This is a genomic window from Kibdelosporangium aridum (genome assembly GCF_900176515.1).
Classification (GTDB): Bacteria; Actinomycetota; Actinomycetes; order Mycobacteriales; family Pseudonocardiaceae; genus Kibdelosporangium; species Kibdelosporangium aridum.
Genome location: NZ_FWXV01000008.1, coordinates 253,643 through 271,491 on the forward strand (window position 1 = coordinate 253,643; position 17,849 = coordinate 271,491).

Sequence of the window (17,849 nt, forward strand, 5' to 3'; positions counted from 1 at the left end):
ACCGAGTCACGGGCAAAGGTTTCTGCGGGGCCCAGCCAAGGCAGCCACCGCATCCCATCTCTGATGCCGATCGCAGCCAGGAACCCGCGTTCGCCAGGGAACGTCGGCGCCAGGCTTGCTGTCGGGCGGCTGAGCCGAGCCGGAAGAACAAGACTGTTTCTTGGCGACTTCGCCGTGCACCCTCGATGTCACTGATCATCGAACAGCGGGGAGTTCAGGGGTGCCGAGCGGCAACGAGGTCGATCGTGAGCAGGAGTATGTGAACGCCCTGTACGCCAGGCTGGACGCGCTGCGTGCGCACGCGGCGAACCGCCTGTCCGCGGCCCGGGATGCCGATGCGGACCAGGAGACGATGGCGTTGTGGCAGGCGGAATTGGCCCGACTGGAATCCGTGGAGGACGGACTGTGCTTCGGGCGGCTGGACATGCGTGACGGGCGCCGTATCTACATTGGCCGGTTGGGCCTGTTCCAGGACGGGGATGAGGAGCCGTTGCTTCTCGATTGGCGAGCACCAGCGGCCCAGTCGTTCTACACCGCGACCATGGCCGCCGCGCACGGAGTGCGACGGCGACGACGCATCACGACCCGGGGACGTGTGGTTCTCGCGCTGGACGACGAACTGCTCGATCCGGACACCGCCGAGGATGGCGCTCTGGTCGGGGAAGCCGCGTTGATGGCGGCGCTGACCGCGGATCGAACCGGGCAGATGCGCGACATCGTGACCACGCTGCAGGCCGAGCAGGACGGCATCGTCCGCGACGGATACGCCGGAGTGCTGGTGGTGCAGGGCGGCCCGGGGACAGGCAAGACGGCGGTCGCGCTGCACCGGCTGGCCTATCTGCTGTACACCCGTCCGCATCTGCGTACGCGGGGCGTGCTGATCGTGGGCCCGAGCGAGGTCTTCCTGGACTACATCGGGCAGGTGCTGCCCGGTCTGGGCGAGCATGCGGTGGTGACACGGACAATTGCCCTGCTACGGCCGGACATCGAGGTCAGCCGCACGGACCCGCCCGAGATCGCCGAGACCAAGGGCCGGGCCGACATGGCCGACCGGATCGCCGCCGTCGTGCGGTCGCGGGTGCGCACTCCCGATGAGCCGGTCGAGGTGGAGTTTGAGCAGCAGGTGGTGCGGCTGGACCCGCATGAGTGCCGCCACGCGCTGAACATGGCTTCCCGCACGGGATTACCGCACAACCAGGCCCGGCTGGTGTTCCAGCAACGGATCGTCGAACTGCTCGCACAGCGCCTGATCGACCGGATGGAGAGTGTGGTGTTCACCGACACCGGCGAAGCCATCGACGGCGGCAGCGCCGACGGCAGGCTCAGCGCGGCCGATCTGCGTGCGTTGGCCGCCGCCGGAGTGGTGGTCGATCCGGACCATGACGGTCCGAGGCGTCTGCTTGACGAGGTCGACGGTGCCCACCTGCGCAGCGCTCTGTTGGCCGATACCTCAGTGTGCCGCGTGCTGGATGAGCTGTGGCCTCCGCTGACCGCACAGCAAGTGGTGGCTGACCTGTTCGCCAACCGGGCCAGGCACTGGAGTACGGCGGACATCCCGTTGCTGGACGAGGCCACCGCGATAATCGGCGAGACCAACGCAGCAGCCAGCAGTGGGGTGACGTTCGGGCACGTGGTCGTTGACGAAGCGCAGGAACTGTCCGCGATGGCCTGGCGGATGGTGATGCGTCGCTGCCCCACCAAGTCGATGACCATCGTCGGCGACCTCGCTCAGACCAGCGATCCGGCCGGTGCCTCGTCCTGGGATCGGGTACTGCGGCCGCACGTGCACGATCGCTGGCGGTTGGCCCAGCTCACCATCAACTATCGGACCCCAGCAGAGATCATGGCCGCCACCAGCGACCTGTTCGCCACGCACCATCCCGGCTTGCAGCCGCCCCGATCCGTACGCGCCACCGGTGAATCACCGTGGCGCCAACACGTCACACTGGCCGAACTGCCCCACATCGTCGCCGACATCGCCACCGGACACACCGACGGCCAGTTGGCGATCATCACCCCGCCGTGCCACCTCGCCTTGCTGGGGAAGGCTTTGCACCTGGCCGGACCATCCGCGATCACTGATCCCGTCGTCGTGCTGACGCCGGTCGAGGCCAAAGGACTGGAATTCGATTCTGTGCTGATCGTCGACCCGGCCGCGATACTCGCCACCCCCTTGGGCTACAACGATCTCTACGTCGCCATGACACGTGCCACCCGGCGACTCGGGATCCTGCATCCTGGCCCGGCACCGGCCGAACTGTCACGGATCCAGGAACGCAGACCTTGACCGGCAGGCCAGTGCGCCCTACTTCGGTGCCTGGAAGCCGCCGGTCTTCTGCTCGAGCAGTTCGGCCAGCCGCAGCGGGGTGCGGTCCTCGAACATCGGACCGATGAGCTGCACTCCGACCGGCAGGCCCTCGGGGGACCGGCCCGCGGGTATAGCGGTGGCGGGCAGGCCGGGCATGGTGGCCAGGCCGGCCCAGACGAGCTGGTCGAAGTACGGGTACTCGACGCCGTCGATGTCGATGCGCCGTTCCAACGGATTGGGGTTGTGGTCGTGCGGGAACGCGGGCGTCGGCGTGATCGGGCACACCACGGCGTCGAACTCGGCGAACAGCTGCCGCCAGCCGTGGCGGTGGAGTTCGCGGCGGTTGTTCGCCTCAATCCAGTCGCGGTGGCTGAACACCATGGCGCGCAGCCGCACGGCGTCAAGGCTCTGGTCGTCCGCGCTCAGTCCGGCGGTGCGGGTCCGCAGCTGCTCGTGCGATTCGATGGGAAAACGCGCAACGGAGCCCGAAATCAGCAACTGCATGTAGAGCGTCGCGGCTTCGGTCAGATCGGGCAGCAGCAGACTGTGCCGTTCGACGCGGGCGCCGCCCTCGACAAGCGCGTCGGCAATCCGGCTCACGCCCGCCCGCACGGCGGACCCGGTCGGAATGAGCGGATGCTCGTCGAGGACCAAGACCCGGAAATCGCAGAGCCGCTCGTGGCGCGCGGGTGGCAGCGTCAAGTCGTGCGCGATGCCCAGCGTCAGCGGGTCCGGTCCGGCCATGACGTCGAGCAAGAGCCTGAGGTCGCGGGCGGTGCGCGCCATCGGACCGACGACGGCGAGATCGAGGTCGACCGGCAATGCCGGCTCGGACGGCGGGACCATACCGCGGTTAGCCGCCAGTCCGAGCGTCGGCTTGTGCGCGTAGACGCCGCAGAAATGCGCGGGGGTGCGCAACGAGCCGCCGATATCGGAGCCGATGGACAGCGCGCCGAACCCGGACGCCAGCGCCGCCGCTGATCCGCCGGAGGATCCGCCCGGCGTGCGACCGTGATCCCACGGGTTGGTGGTGGTGCCGTAGATCTCGTTGAAGCTCTGTATATCTTGCAGCCCCAAGGGCACATTGGTCTTGCCGAGCACCACCGCGCCTGCGGCCTTGAGCCGCGACACCTGTACCGCGTCCTCGGCCGGTACGTAGTTCCGGTGCGGCGGCATGCCCCAGGTCGTTGGCAGCCCGGCGATGTTGTAGGACTCCTTGACCGTCACCGGGATGCCGAGCAGCGGCCGGTCCTCACCACGTGCGCGTGCCTGGTCGGCACGGTGTGCGGCCGCCCGTGCACGGTCGAAGTCCGGCACGCAGATCGCGTTGATCACCTTGTCGTCGCGCTCGATACGGGCGATCGCCTCGTCGGTCAGTTCCACCGATGTCTCCGCACCGGCGCGCAACGCGGCAACGAGCTCTTCGGCCGTCTGAAAGCTCCACTCCATGAATCCGAAGCTATTGGTCGGCCACAGAGGACACGAAATTCCGGTTCACGCAACAGCGAGCACCTTCACCGGCGAGGCCTGAACCCGAGATACCCTAGACGAAAGGAAAGCTCCCTACGGCCTGCCAAGACAAGCAGGGTGCCATGAACGTGCGTTCCTACCCGTTCGGTTCGGTGCGCGGGCTGGAGATCGACCCGATGTACGGCTGGCTGCGGGACAACGAGCCGCTGGCCCGCGTGAAGCTCCCTTACGGCGAAGAGGGCTGGCTGCTCACGAGGTACGACGACGTCCGCATCGCGCTCGGTGACGCGAGGTTCAGCCTCGCGGAGGCTGTCGTGCGGGACACGCCGCGGATGGGCCCGCAGCGGATGGGCGCGATTTTGACCGACCTCGATCCGCCGGAGCACACTCGGCTGCGGCGGTTGCTGGCGCACGCGTTCACCGTGCGCCGCGTCGAAGGACTGCGCGCGAACGCGGCACGCCTGGCGGGCGAGTTGCTGGACGAGATGGAGAAGGCCGGTCCGCCCGCCGATCTGGTGACGGCATTCGCGGTTCCGTTGCCCGGCTTGATGATCTGCGAGCTGCTTGGCGTGCCGTACGACGACCGGGACCACTTCCAGGAGCTGGCCGCCGCGTTCATGTCCATTACGGCGCTGACGGACGAGGAGAAGATGGCCAGGCTCGGTGAGCTCGCCGGATATCTGGCCGGGCTCGCCGACAAGCGTCGCGAACGTCAGGAAGACGACCTGATCAGCGCACTGGTTGTGGCGCAGGAGGAAGGCGACCGGCTCACCGCCGACGAGCTCGTGCAGCTCACGGTGTTGCTGCTCGGCGCCGGGTACGACTCCACCGCGAGCCAGATCGTGAACTCGGTGTACGCGCTGCTGACGTTCCCCGACCAACTGGAGTTGCTGCGGTCCCGGCCGGAGCTGATGCCCGGCGCCGTGGAGGAGTTGTTGCGCTGGATCCCGCCGCAGGAGGTCGCCGACATCTTGCCCCGGTACGCACTGCAGGACGTGGAGCTGAGCGGCGGCACCGTGCGCGCGGGTGAACCCGTGCTGCTGGCCAAGCATGCGGCCAACCGCGACCCGCGCAAGTTCCCCGATCCCGACCGGCTCAACGTGACCAGGGACGCCAAGGGGCAGCTGTCATTCGGATACGGACCGCACCACTGCATCGGGGCGCAGCTGGCGCGAATGGACATCCAGGTGGCGTTGACGGCGCTGCTGGCGCGGTTGCCCGGCCTGCGGCTGGCGGTGCCCGCGGACGAGGTCGAGTGGAGGACCGGTATGGCCCTGCGCGGGCCGATCGCGTTGCCAATCAGCTGGTGACGGGATCACTGTGCCGGACAAACACGGAACCAACGGCAGCCGTAACGACCGAGAGAGATCTTCGCGTGGCCGTCGCGCGAGATCTTCGTCGTACCGTCGGCCAGAAGGTCCGTCAGCACGTGCGAATCATCGAACTCCGGGAGTCGCAACGAGATGTCGACCGGTTCGGTGCCGAGGTTGTGCAAGGCGAGCACCATGTCCTCGCCGATGCTGCTGCGATGGGCCATGACGGCGGGATGCCCGGTGTCGATCACCTCGTAGTGGCCCCACGCCAGCTCAGGCGACTCGCGGTACCGCTCGATCAACAACCGGATCCAGGACAGCATTGATTCATCGCTGCGCCGTTGATCAGCGACGTTGACGTGCTCAGGGCCGTACTCTCCCTCGACCATGGGGCAGGGGAAGCGGTCACGGTCCGCGGTCGAGAAACCGCCGTTGCGGTCGGCCTTCCATTGCATCGGCGTGCGCACGGCCAGCCTGCCTTCGGCCACGAGGTTCTCGCCCATTCCGATTTCCTCGCCGTAGAACAAGACCGGGGTGCCGGGAAGGCTGAACATGAGGCTGTACGCCATCTTCGTACGCTCGACATCGCCGAGCATCGGTGGCAGACGACGTCGCAGCCCACGGTCGTAGAGCCGCATTTCTTTCTCCGGCCCGAACTCGTCGAACACCTCCTGGCGCTCGTCCTTGGACAGCTTGTCCAGGGTCAGCTCGTCGTGGTTACGCACGAACATGGCCCAATGGCCATCGCGTGGCGGTTGTGGACGCTCGCGCAGCGCCTCGGCCAGTGGGGCGGCCGAGCGGCGGGCCATGGCGAGGTAGAACTTCTGCATCGCGATGAAGTCGAAGCACATCGTCAGCTCGTCACCGACGCCATGCTGGTCACCGAAGAACTTCAGTGTGTCCGAGTAGGGCAGGTTGACCTCGCCGAGCAGGACGGCCTCGCCGTTGCGGCGGGTCAGGAACGCGCGCAGATCCGCGAGGTAGTCGTGCGGGTCGGGAAGTTCGCCTGCGTCTTGCTGACCCGCGGTCTCCAGCAGGAACGGAACCGCGTCGACGCGGAAACCGGACAGGCCCAGTTCCATCCAGAACCCCATGATCCGGGCGATCTCGTCGCGTACCGCCGGGTTGGCGACATTGAGATCCGGCTGCTGTTTGTAGAACCTGTGCAGGTAGTACTGACCGGCCTGCTCGTCGAAGTCCCAGAGGCTCTTTTCCTTGTCCGGGAAGACAATCCCCTGTGGACCGTCCTTCGGTGGCTCGTCGCGCCAGACATACCAGTCCCGGTACGGCGAATTGCGGTCGGAGCGCGCACTCTGGAACCACGGATGCTGGTCGGACGTGTGGTTGACCACGAGATCGGCGATCACGCGAAGGCCGCGGTCACGAGCCGTGCGGACGAATTCCACGAAGTCACCCAACGTGCCCAACCGGGAGTCGACGTTGTAGAAGTCCGTGATGTCGTATCCGTCGTCGCGTTCACGTGTGGGGAAGAACGGCATCAGCCACACGCAGGTGACGCCGAGGCGGGCAAGGTGGTCGATCTGCTGCGTCAATCCCAGGAAGTCGCCACAGCCGTCACCATTGCCGTCCTGGTACGTTTCCACATCGAGGCAGTAGATGACCGCGTCCTTCCACCAGACGTCGGCGGTCCGGGTCAGTCTCACGACGCATCTCCTCGCAGCTGGGGAAGTACCTTGTCGCCGAACACGTCGATGAACGCGTCCAGTTCCTGGCCGACGTGGTGCAGGTAGATCTCGTCGAAGCCGAGGTCGGCGTACTGGCGAAGCCAGTCGGCGTGCTGGTTCGGCTGCGCCGACACGTTGACCACCTTGGCGACTTGCTCGGCGGTGACGTGCTGGGAGACCACGTCGAAATGGTCGGTCATCTCCAGGTCCCAGCAGACGGGCGGCACGAACACGTTGCTGCGCCACTGTTCGTGCGCGATCGCCGCAGCGGTCTCGTCGTCAGCCGCCCAGCTGAGGTGTACCTGAAGATAAACCTTGCCGCGGCCGCCTGCCGAACGGTACGCGTCGATCATCTGCCGCAGGTGGTCGACCGGCGCGTTGACCGTGATCAGGCCGTCCGCCCAAGCAGCACATTTGCGAGCAGTAGCGACACTGACCGCGGCGCCGACCAGGTTGGGGACTTCGGCCGGCCTCGTCCACACCCTCGCCCGGTCGACGGTGACCAGCCCGTCGTGACTGACTTCCTTGCCTGCCAACAGGTCACGGATCACCTCGACGCATTCGAGCAGCCGGGCGTCCCGGATCTCCTTGCGGGGCCATCCCTCCCCGGTGATGTGTTCGTTGCTGGCCTCGCCGGTGCCCAGCGCGGCCCAGAACCGGCCGGGATACATCGCACTGAGCGTGCCGATGGCCTGGGCGATGATCGCCGGGTGATACCGCTGGCCAGGAGCGTTGACCACGCCGAACGGCAGGTCCGTCGCCTGCAACGCGGCACCGAGCCACGACCACGCGAATGCTGATTGCCCCTGTCGTTGGCTCCATGGCGAGAAGTGGTCCGAACACATGGCCGCACCGAACCCCGCAGCTTCGGCTCGCTGTACGGCCGCCAGCAGTGCGGTCGGGTGAACCTGCTCGTGCGAGGCATGTATCCCATAGACCGTCATGTCCGGTTGGTACCCCTTACCGGCCGATGCCGAACGTGCCGGGTTTCAAGTTGCGGATCGCGTGGCGGCGAGGAGACTCGAAGAGGGATCACGGAAATCGCCCTGGAGGGACGCAGTGCGGCGTCGACGGCTGTTATCCGCCTTGGTAGGTCTGTTCATCATGGTTGCACCACCCGCGCTCGGCCAGACCGGTGCGCCACCCGGCGCCCCCGGTATCAACCCCGGCTATCTGCCTGCCGACAAGCAAGGATTCGGCACGGCACGGCCGATCGACAGCCCGGTGTGGTTCACGCTCGGTCGCGGTGGGATGACCGAGACGTTCTACCCGGACCTTTCCACACCGGCCTCTCGTCGCCTGGACTTCGTCGTCACCGACGGTGAAACGTTCGTACAGCGGCTTTCGGACGTGCGAGTGCGCACCGAGCAGGATCGGTTGTCCTACCGTCAGATCGCGAATGGACGCGGCTGGACGGCAACGATCACCTACGTCACTGATCCGGCACGCGCGTCGGTGATGATCGACTTTGAGCTCCGGTCACACCGCCCGTTGCACAGTTACGTCCTCTACGAACCGACGTTGTCCGCCAAAGGCGTTGACGACCAAGGGAAATCCGTGGCCGACGCGTTGGCGGCCTCCGATGGCACCGCCGCGAGCGCCCTCGTTGCCCAGCCGTCGTTCTCCGCGACCTCAACGGGGTACCTCGGGACAAGCGACGGTTGGACAGACCTGTCCCGAAATCGCGGTCTGACGTCCCTCTACCCACAAGCAGGGCCGGGAAACCTCGGACAGACAGGAAAATTGACGGTCGACGGCGTACGCGACCGTAACGCTGTGCTGATCCTCAGCTACGGCGACAACGAACAGAACGCCCTCACGGCCGCCCGAGCGTCGGCACAGCAACGCTTCGCCGACGTTCGCCGCTCTTATGTCCAGGGCTGGAACGAATATCTGCGCGGCCTGAAGACTCCGGCCAGTGCGCGGCGCGCGATCTATGAAACGTCCCTTCTGGTCCTCGCGGCCAGCGAGGACAAACGTAACCGCGGCGCCTTCATCGCGTCGCCGTCCGAACCGTGGGCGTTCGGGACGAATCAGGAGTTGTCGCCAACACCCGGGCCGTACCACCTGGTGTGGCCGCGTGACCTGTACCAGATCGCGACGGCACTGATCGCCGCGGGAGACATGGCTGGGGCGAACCGGACCGTGGACCACCTCATCGGTGTGCAACAACCCGATGGCCATTTCCCGCAGAACAACACTGTTTCCGGTCGTCCCTATTGGACGAGCATCCAGCTTGACGAGTCCGCGCTACCGATTGTGCTGGCGTGGCAGCTGGACAGGCGTGACACAAAGACCGTCGCCATGGTCCGGCGCGCCGCCGACTTCATCATCGGCTACGAGCAGGACGGGTTCTCCGCGCCCTGGAGCCAGCAGGAACGGTGGGAGAACCAAAGTGGCTACTCCCCGGGCACGATCGCCGCGACCATCGCCGGCCTGGTGTGCGCGGCCGACATGGTGGAGCGGTCCGGTGACGCGGCAACGGCCCAACGGTATCGATCCATCGCCGACGACTGGGCGGCCCGCGTCGAATCCTGGACAGTGACAACCAACGGACCGCATTCATCGCAGCCCTACTACCTCCGGCTCACCAAAGACGGTCAGCCCAACCAGGGCACCGCGTACAACCCTGGCGACAACTACCCAGGCACAGTCGATCAGCGAACCCAGGTAGATCCCAGTTTCCTCGAACTCGTGCGGCTCGGTGTGAAGTCCCCACAGGACGCGACGATCCGCAACACCATCGCGGTCGTCGACCGGGTGTTGGGCGAAAACACGTCCACCGGCCAGTTCTGGCACCGGTTCACCAACGACGGGTACGGTGAACGCACCGACGGCGGCCCATGGGACATCGGGGGAGCACGTACGTACGGCAGGCTCTGGCCCATCTTCGCGGGAGAACGCGGCGAATACGAACTGCTGGCCGGAAAGGCGCACGCCGCCAAGGCCAGGCTGCACGCTATGGCGGCAACGGCCAACGACGGCATGATGCTTCCCGAACAGGTATGGGACCGCGAGGCGCCGTCCGGCAAACGCCCAGGAACGCCAACGACATCCGCGACGCCCCTGGTCTGGGCTCACGCCCAGTACGTCCGTCTGGCCTGGTCGATCGACGCCGGGAAACCTGTGGAACAACCCGGCATCGTCGCCGACCGGTATCTCAAGTAAGTGGCTACTCCTCGGCGAAGATCCGGAACTTTTCGGGGTGGGTGTGCAGGTGCCAGAGCTTGTCCGCGAGGATGGCCGGGTCGTGCGTCGGATGTCCCGGCTGGATCGCGCCCGGGACGATGAGTTGGCCGACCTGGATGCCCTCGCCGGTCAGGGTGTCGTGCAGCATCTGCGCGTAGGCGCTTTCACCAGCGAACGCGATCGACGTGCCCGCCACCTTCGGGTTCGGGCGCACGCCGGAACCCCCGTTGACGAACAGGATCGAGCCACGACCGAGGGATCGCATGCCCTTGAGCACATGGCGCGCGGCCGTGACCGGACCGTAGATCGAGAATTCCACGGCACCGACCAGGTCATCCACAGTGGTCTCCAGAACCGGACGGAGGAACTCCTTGTGCGGCAACGGACTGTAGACGAGCACCTCGATCGGTCCGAGTTCCTGCGCCGCTTGGTCGAGCGCGCCGGTCAGCGCCTCCCGATCGCGGACGTCGGCGGCGTACCCATCAGCGGTGAGGCCTTCGGCCCGCAGGCCAGTGGCGAGTATGGCGAGTCGTTCCCGGCTGCGGGAGATGAGCGCGACGCTGTGGCCCTCGGCACCAAAGCGGCGGGCGGCCGCGGCACCGAGGCCCGGGCCCGCTCCAACGACGGCGATGGTGGTCAATGCTGCTCCGTTCTGTTCTCGGTCAGTCGTTCACCGTGCTAGACCGAACAGTAGATCCAAATGAGCCGGGACCGCCGGGATACCGGCTCCGAGGGGGATGGACGCAGCAACGCCTTGATGGCACGGCGCTCGTCCATCGCCCGGTAACCCCCGGCAGCCTGATCAAGCGGAAACTCGAGGTCGGTGGTCAAAACGTTTGACTGCTGAGCACTGTGGACTGGTCGATCTTCCACCGGCCTTCCGCGCTGACGAGGACGTACCGGTGCCGCTCGCGGACCACTTTGCCGTCCTTGAAGTTGTATTCCACCGTAGCCTCGACGACGTTGGCACCTACCGGTGTCACACCCGAGGTGCGGGCACTTCGGATCCGGTTCCAGAAAGTCTGGTAGCCGCCGCGTCCACCGGCCGGGCTCTGCTGGTATTTGGGCGTCAGCCGGTTCCAGCCCTCCTGCAGGTTGCCAGGCATCAACGCGTAGTACTCGGTGATCACCGTGGATAACGCGGAAGGTCCGTCGTTGGGTGCAGGGTTTGTCGCGGGGGCCTGAGATGTGGCGGGTGGGGGAGTGCCTGAAAGCGTTGTGCTGGCGAATGGCCTGGTGGACACCGAAATGGCCGAGGATGCCGCGCTTGACGTGGCTGGGGGTGGTGCGGCATTGGGCGTGTTCTCGCGGTCCTGCGTCAGCAACACGGCCAGCACGGCTCCGGCCAGGATGACCAGTCCACCGGCGACCAGTAAGGCGACCCGCCGCCTGGCAGGTCTCGGTTCGGGTGGTTCTGGCTCGACGCGTTCAGTGACCGCGTCGGGTTCGTCGGCCGGCATTGTGGATTGTGGTTCAACGGTGACCGCGGCGACTGTCATGGGAGGAGCCGACCGCAGCGCCGTCAGCGCGTCTCTGACCTCTGCCATAGTCGGCCGCTGCGACGGATCAAGGCTCAGCATCCGTGTCAGAAGAGGCGTCAGCGGACCGGCTTGAGTCGGTGCGGTGACTTCGCCGGAGGCGACTCTGTGCAGTAACGCCATGGCGTTGTCGCTGGCCCCGGACGGCGGTGTGCCTTCAAGCGCCGCGTAGAGCGTGGCGCCGAGGGAATAGACGTCGGACGAGAATGTCGCGTGCTCACCTTTGGCGATCTCCGGGGACAGATAGGCAGGGGTCCCGACTACCAGTCCGCTGGTGGTCGCGCCGACCTCCTCAACCGCCCGTGAGATGCCGAAGTCGGTGATCTTCACGGTGCCGTCATGGCCGAGAAGGATGTTGCCCGGCTTGACATCCCGGTGTACCACCCCGGCCCGATGCGCGCTGTCCAGCGCGTCCGCGACCTGGATGCCGATGTCCGCCGTCTCACCGACAGACAGCGGGCCCCGCTCGGCCAGAACCTGCGACAGACTCCGTGACGGCAGGTATTCCATGATCAGGTACGAATACCCGTCTTCATGGTCGACGTCGTACACCGCCACCGCGTTGCGGTGCTGCAACTTCGCGGCGATACGCCCTTCCCGCGTGGCTCGGCGCATGGCCTCCTCGGCCTGTGACCCGGTCAGCTCGGCCGGCATCAGCAGCCGCTTGACCGCGACCTTCCGGTGCAGCCGCTCGTCGTAGGCCTGCCACACCACACCCATTCCGCCGCGTCCCAGTTTCGCGGCCAGCCGGTAGCGCCCGGCGATCAACCGGTCGTCATCGTCCACGTCATGGGGTTGCACCTGAAGATGTGCCCGAAACAACCGCGGTGCGGCTTGACGGGAGCAACGCGGCAGGAGACGGCCAAGGTGGTCGCCCATCAGGGCAAGTGCGAACCGTCGGCCGGTTTGTTCCGCAACAGCATGGGGTAAGTGAAGAACTCACTAACGGCTGCCGCTCGGAAAGGGTCCATGGCGGAACTTTTGGCACTGACCTCGGCGCTCGTGTTCGGCGTCGTCCATTTCCTGAGCGGTTTGATGGCGCGTCACGCGGACAGCTATGGCATCGCGACTGCTGGACAGTTGGGCGGCACCGTCCTGGTGCTCGCCGCCGCCCCGCTGATTCCTGCTCCACACGTCGAACTGGCGGCGTTGGGTTGGGGCGCCCTGTCCGGTGTGGGCACCGGCGTCGGCGTGGCCTATCTGTACCGCGGCTTGGCCCGCGGCCGCATGAGTACCGTTGTCCCGCTCAGCGACGTCGCTGCGGTCGCTTTGCCTGTGCTGGCAGGAGTCGCCTTGCTCGGTGACCGTCCGAGCATCTTGGCCTGGATTGGGATCGTTCTGGCGCTTCCGGCGCTCTGGCTGGTGTCGCGACGTGACGCAGTCGGTGCAACCGGTTCGGCAACGGGAACCGTCGACGGCCTGATCGCCGGGATCGGCTTCGCGTTGCAGTTCCTCGCGATTTCGAGGGTCGACCCCGCCGCCGGACTCTGGCCCATCCTCGCCGCTCGCGTGCTGGCCACCGCCACCATCGTTCCGCTGGCCCGCGCGGCACGGGCCACCTTGCGCCTGCCCACGCGACTCGTGGCACCCGCGCTGCTCGTCGGCGCGCTGGGATCCGTGGCAATCGTGCTCTACCTCAGCGCAACCCGCCAGCAACTGCTGGCTGTGGCCACTGTTCTGGCCGCGTTGTATCCAGTGATCCCTGTTGTCCTGGCGATCACCGTGCTGCGGGAACGACCGAACCGGTCCCAATTGGTCGGCCTCGGTACGGCGGGGGCAGCGATCGCGCTGCTGGCACTGGCCTGACTGGGCCTACGGCCTGGTGCGCAGGACCCGCCAGCACAAGTAGACGCAAACCCCCGCCGCGGGAGCGCCTCCCAGGAGTGTGGCGGCGATGCCGAGCGGGATTAGCTGTCCGGCCATGTACAGCGGGACCAATACCGCCGTGGCGATGGCGAACTTGGCCAGGAACATCGCCGTGCACATCTGGTATCGCCGCCGCCGCTCGCGATCACGCCGCCAGGCGGCTCGTTCACCGCGCACTGCGCCCATCACCAATCCGATGACCGGCCATCGCACCAGCATCGACGCCAGGAACACCACGGCACCGCCTGCCTGCATGAGGATGGTCGTGAGGTAGAAGTCGACCGCGTGCCCAGTGCTCCCGGCCAGCAGCGCGGACACCCCGACGACGGCCAGCCCGACCATTGGCTGCCAGAACTTGCGATCGGTGCACATCCGCACCACGGCGAACACGAACACACCGCCGATCGCGACCAGCGCGGACGTCACCACCTGTTCGGTCAACAGGTACGCGACGAGGAACAGTACCCGCGACGCGACGCCTTCGGCGACCGTGCGCCAGCCACCTACCGCGGTGAACAGGGACACCGACTTGTGGCTCAGCACCTTGAGGGTCATGCGCCCGCCTTCACCGGGGCGGGGAAGCTGTCCCGACGCGTCGTGTCCTCATAGGAGCCGATCGCGTCGAGCAGGCCGACCCGGCCGCTGTCCGCTTCGATCAAGGCCTCGCACAGGCGATGCGCATCCCGCATCGCCAGGTTGCCGCCGAAACCCGGGGCCAGGTGGACGGCGTCGCCGATCACCGTCACCCGGCTCGCGGGCCAGGCCTGCATCGGCGGGATCATCCCGATTCGCAGGGCGACCGTGACGTCCGGCCACGCCGCTGCGACGACCGGTCGAAGGGCCGAAGGAAGGTCCACAGTCAACTCATTGGCCCGGCGCCATGCCGTGACCGAACCAAGTCGCTCCTGTGTGGTGGGCAACGCCCACATGACGTAGTCCTCGATCTCGGCGACTGCGCTGGAGCGCAAGGTCGGCAGCCACTGCCGCCGTGCGGCTATGGGAGATTCGGTGAACCGCAGCACGCCTAGCACCATCATCGTGTCGCGTGTCCGCATGCTGGCGGGGCTGTCGCCGATCAGTTCGGGCAGCCCGATGTCAACGACAGCTCGCAGCGGGGTCGCGCCCATGAGCATGCGTCTGCCCGTGTCGATCACCCGCACGTGCGGCAGGTATTGGCGGCGGACAGCCGACCCGATCCCGTCCGCACCGACCAACACATCCGCGGTATCGACGCTGCCGTCGGCGAACCACGCCCGGACCGTCCCGCCGGCTCGCTGCTCGAACCGCGTGAACTGCGCCCCGAACCGAACTACGTCGTCCAGTTCCGTGAGCAACACCGCCCGCAGCAGCGGCCGGTGGACCTGCCGACCAGGCCGCGCCCGGCCCGCCATGCCGTCGGACGGCTGAGCGCCCACAACGGCGAGCTCTCCGTCCACTTCGGACAGTGTCAGGGTCTGCTCCCGCGGTCCGCCCGTAGTGGCCTCCGCCATCGCGACGTGCGCCGGAGGCAGGCACGCCCGCAGCGCCGATGCGCCGCGATCGTCGACGTGCAGGCTCACGCCCTGCGGACGTCCTAGTTCGCTGTCTCGCTCGTACACCACCACGTCGATCCCCGCCCGGTGTAACCCGTGGGCCAGTGTCAACCCGCCCAGACCGGCGCCGACCACGATCACCCTCATCCGGCCCGCCCCCTTTCTTCATCGCCTGATGAAGAACACTCTACGGACGATGCGAGCAAAACTCCACCGAGCGATGAAGAAAGAGTGTTAGGCTTCGGTGGTCATGACAGACCAAGGCACAAACCGCCGTCCTGGGCGCTGGCGATCCGGCGCGGAGAGCAAGCAGCGGATCCTGCAGACCGCCCGCGAGCTGTTCGGTCAGCACGGCTATGGCGGCACGACCGTTCGCGCGATCGCCACCGCGGCCGGCGTCGACCCGGCGATGGTGTTCTATTTCTTCGGTACCAAACAGGGCCTGTTCGCGGCCGCGATCGAGATGTCCGGAAACGTCCCGCCGGCCATCGAGTCGATCTTCACCGGCGACCTCGGCACCATCGGCGAGCGCATCGTGCGGACACTCCTGGAGAACCTTGACAAGTCCGATCGCACCCCGCTGGTGATGCTGACCAGGTCGGCGCCCACCGACGAGCAGTCCGAAACGCTGCTGCGCGAGTTCATCGACCGGGAGATCACCGACCGGCTGGCGGCGATGCTGGACACGCCGGACGCCGCACTGCGGGCAGGCATGGTCAACGTCCAGATCCTGGGTCTCGCAGTGGCGCGGTACATCGTGCGCATCGAGCCGATCGCGTCGTTGTCCATCGACGAGCTCGTCGCCCGGTTCGGTCCACTTGTGCAGCAGTGCTTGACCGGACAGGACAGTCCACCGGAAAGCCGGACCTAGTGCGGAGGATCCACGGCCAGCGCGGCGCGGCAGCGGTTGAGGTAGTCGGCGAACGCCTCACGTTCGGTGAGGTTCAGCTCGGTCACCATCTGCTCTTCCAGTGCGCGGACCGCGGATTCGTGCTCGGCGAGCAGGACCCGGCCGGCGTCGGTGAGGCTGAGCAGCAGCCGCCTGCGGTTGTGCGGGTCGCGGTCCCGCCTGATCAGCCCACGCCGTTCGAGTCCGGCGACCAGGTCGGCCATGGCCTGGGGAGTGACGAACGAGTTGCGGGCGAGCTCGGCCGATGACGACAGGCCGTCCCGCCGTTGCAACACTGTCAGCGCGGTGTACTGCAACGCCGTCACCCCGGACGGTTTGAGCAGTTCGTCCAGGTGTGCGCGAACGACCAGTTCGACCTGTTTGATCGCGTAGAGCAGCGACGGCCGGGCTGCCTGGCGATCTCGCAGTACTCGGTTGGCGTTTGACATACCAGCACTATAGATCAGGAATCTTGTCACACAAACTCCAGCGATATCAGGTCATGCCTCGTCAATCATCAGGAATCCTGTTAATGTGACCGCGGCAGCGGAGCCGAGGCGCGAAGAGGCGACTGATATGACCGCGACAGACAGCCAGGTCAGGCAGGCCGTGGTACGGCCGCAGGTGCAACCGGGCAAGTTGTTCATCGGGGGCGAGTGGCGTGCGGGCACGCGGCACTCCGATGTGATCGATCCTTCCACTGGTCGTCCGATCACAACCGTTGCGGAGGCGACGGAAGACGACGTACACGACGCTGTTCGGGCGGCCCGTGCGGCGTTCGACAGTGGACAGTGGGCGGGCATGTCCGGCCGGGAGCGGGCGCGGGTGCTGTACCGGGTGGCTGAACTGGTCCGGCGGCGCGCCGACGAACTCGTCGCCGTGGAAAGCCTGGACGTGGGCAAGCCGGTGGCGCTGTGCCGGGCTGTCGACGTGGCGACGACTGCCGGTCATTTCGAGTACTACTCGGCATTGGCGCAGTCGCTGGACGGTGCGGTGCGGGACATTCCGCTCAACGCCCACGCGTACACCAGGCGCGAGCCGCTGGGTGTGGTGGGTGCGATCACGCCCTTCAACTTCCCGTTGATCCTCAGTACGGCCAAGATCGCTCCGGCGTTGGCCGCGGGGAACACCGTCGTGCACAAGCCCGCCCCGGACACGCCGCTGAGCGCCCTGCTGATGGCGGAGATCCTGACTGAGGCAGGCGTGCCGGACGGCGTGGTCAACGTGGTGACCGGCGGTGCCGAGACCGGTGAGGCCTTGCTTCGTGACCCAGGCGTCGACAAGATCGCTTTCACCGGGTCGACCGCGGTCGGCAGGCACACTGCCGAAGTGGCCGGCGCGGCGCTCAAACCGGTCACCTTGGAACTCGGCGGAAACGCGGCGAACATCGTCTTCGACGACGCGGACCTCGACAAGGCGATCGGCGCCGTGATCAAGGCGTTCGTGTTCAACAGCGGCCAGTTCTGCATGGCTGGGCCGCGGCTGCTCGTCGCCGAACCGTTGTACGACACCGTGCTTGGCATTCTCGGTGACGCTGTGGCCGGGGTGCCGATCGGTGACCCGTTCGACGAGACGACCGTGATCGGGCCGATGGCGGGGGAGCGGCAGCTCACGAAAGCACTGGAGTACATCGACTTGGCTCGTGCCGAGGGAGCCAAAGTGGTCACCGGTGGCGACCGGCTCGATCTGAACGGCGGCTACTACTTGCGCCCCACCGTGATCGCCGGTGTGTCCGCCGATTCGCGAGTGGTCCAGGAGGAGATCTTCGGCCCGGTGCTGACTGTGCAGCCGTTCAAGGACGAGGACGAAGCGGTCATGTTGGCCAACAGCACGCCGTACGGGCTCGCGGCCGGACTGCAGACGCAGAACGTTTCCCGCGCTCACCGGGTCGCCGCGCGGCTGCGTGCGGGGATCGTGTGGGTCAACGATTGGGCGCTGCTCGATCCGGCCGTGCCCTTCGGCGGGGTGAAGCAGTCCGGGTTCGGCCGTGAGTACGGCCCGGAGGCGCTGTCCGCCTACACCACGACCAAATCCGTCGTGATCTCCCTGGACTGACTGC

14 protein-coding genes are annotated in these 17,849 nt (G+C 66.7%); 6 read left to right on the forward strand and 8 right to left on the reverse strand.

Annotation, left to right across the window (positions count from 1 at the left end; all coding sequences use genetic code 11):
• Positions 1-220: 220 nt before the first annotated feature.
• Positions 221-2,287, forward strand: coding sequence for a HelD family protein (locus B9C43_RS37045; protein ID WP_143446864.1), 2,067 nt, complete (start codon positions 221-223; stop codon positions 2,285-2,287).
• A gap of 18 nt (positions 2,288-2,305) precedes the next feature.
• On the opposite strand, the gene B9C43_RS37050 is transcribed toward B9C43_RS37045, so the two are convergent.
• Positions 2,306-3,757, reverse strand: a complete 1,452-nt coding sequence (locus B9C43_RS37050; RefSeq protein ID WP_084431486.1) for an amidase — start codon at positions 3,755-3,757, stop codon at positions 2,306-2,308.
• Positions 3,758-3,900: 143 nt separating this feature from the next.
• Between B9C43_RS37050 and B9C43_RS37055 the strand changes: the two genes are divergently transcribed.
• Positions 3,901-5,088, forward strand: a complete 1,188-nt coding sequence (locus B9C43_RS37055; RefSeq protein ID WP_084431488.1) for a cytochrome P450 — start codon at positions 3,901-3,903, stop codon at positions 5,086-5,088.
• Between the two features lie 5 nt (positions 5,089-5,093).
• Here the strand turns inward: B9C43_RS37055 and B9C43_RS37060 are convergent, their stop codons facing one another.
• Complete coding sequence (locus B9C43_RS37060; RefSeq protein WP_084431490.1) at positions 5,094-6,755, reverse strand: alpha-amylase family protein; 1,662 nt, start codon at positions 6,753-6,755, stop codon at positions 5,094-5,096.
• The gene (locus B9C43_RS37065) at positions 6,752-7,720 is read right to left on the reverse strand and encodes a TIGR03885 family FMN-dependent LLM class oxidoreductase (RefSeq protein ID WP_084431492.1); all 969 of its coding nucleotides are present in this window, start codon (positions 7,718-7,720) and stop codon (positions 6,752-6,754) included. Before B9C43_RS37065 ends, B9C43_RS37060 begins: the two co-directional genes overlap by 4 nt.
• Positions 7,721-7,880: 160 nt before the next feature.
• On the opposite strand from B9C43_RS37065, the gene B9C43_RS37070 reads away from it, so the two are divergent.
• A complete protein-coding gene (locus tag B9C43_RS37070; protein WP_143446865.1) occupies positions 7,881-9,944 on the forward strand; it encodes a glycoside hydrolase family 15 protein in 2,064 nt (687 codons plus the stop codon).
• 4 nt (positions 9,945-9,948) lie between these two features.
• Here the strand turns inward: B9C43_RS37070 and B9C43_RS37075 are convergent, their stop codons facing one another.
• Together B9C43_RS37075 and B9C43_RS37080 are read right to left on the reverse strand one after the other, a co-directional pair.
• A complete protein-coding gene (locus tag B9C43_RS37075; RefSeq protein ID WP_084431496.1) occupies positions 9,949-10,605 on the reverse strand; it encodes an SDR family NAD(P)-dependent oxidoreductase in 657 nt (218 codons plus the stop codon).
• A gap of 187 nt (positions 10,606-10,792) precedes the next feature.
• Positions 10,793-12,289, reverse strand: a complete 1,497-nt coding sequence (locus tag B9C43_RS37080) for a serine/threonine-protein kinase (RefSeq protein WP_033388891.1) — start codon at positions 12,287-12,289, stop codon at positions 10,793-10,795.
• 183 nt (positions 12,290-12,472) lie between these two features.
• On the opposite strand from B9C43_RS37080, the gene B9C43_RS37085 reads away from it, so the two are divergent.
• On the forward strand, positions 12,473-13,309 hold the full coding sequence (locus B9C43_RS37085) for an EamA family transporter (RefSeq protein ID WP_084431500.1): 837 nt from the start codon (positions 12,473-12,475) through the stop codon (positions 13,307-13,309).
• A gap of 6 nt (positions 13,310-13,315) precedes the next feature.
• Here B9C43_RS37085 and B9C43_RS37090 read toward each other — a convergent pair whose 3' ends face one another.
• The gene (locus B9C43_RS37090; protein ID WP_084431502.1) at positions 13,316-13,924 is read right to left on the reverse strand and encodes a DUF3159 domain-containing protein; all 609 of its coding nucleotides are present in this window, start codon (positions 13,922-13,924) and stop codon (positions 13,316-13,318) included.
• On the reverse strand, positions 13,921-15,048 hold the full coding sequence (locus B9C43_RS37095; protein ID WP_235039073.1) for an FAD-dependent oxidoreductase: 1,128 nt from the start codon (positions 15,046-15,048) through the stop codon (positions 13,921-13,923). The genes B9C43_RS37090 and B9C43_RS37095 overlap by 4 nt, the downstream gene beginning before the upstream one ends.
• 103 nt (positions 15,049-15,151) lie before the next feature.
• On the opposite strand from B9C43_RS37095, the gene B9C43_RS37100 reads away from it, so the two are divergent.
• On the forward strand, positions 15,152-15,772 hold the full coding sequence (locus B9C43_RS37100) for a TetR/AcrR family transcriptional regulator (RefSeq protein WP_033388886.1): 621 nt from the start codon (positions 15,152-15,154) through the stop codon (positions 15,770-15,772).
• On the opposite strand, the gene B9C43_RS37105 is transcribed toward B9C43_RS37100, so the two are convergent.
• Positions 15,769-16,239, reverse strand: a complete 471-nt coding sequence (locus B9C43_RS37105; RefSeq protein WP_084431504.1) for a MarR family winged helix-turn-helix transcriptional regulator — start codon at positions 16,237-16,239, stop codon at positions 15,769-15,771. The genes B9C43_RS37100 and B9C43_RS37105 overlap by 4 nt on opposite strands.
• 127 nt (positions 16,240-16,366) lie before the next feature.
• Here B9C43_RS37105 and B9C43_RS37110 point away from each other — a divergent pair, with 127 nt between their 5' ends.
• Positions 16,367-17,845, forward strand: coding sequence for an aldehyde dehydrogenase family protein (locus B9C43_RS37110; protein WP_084431506.1), 1,479 nt, complete (start codon positions 16,367-16,369; stop codon positions 17,843-17,845).
• Positions 17,846-17,849: the final 4 nt, after the last annotated feature.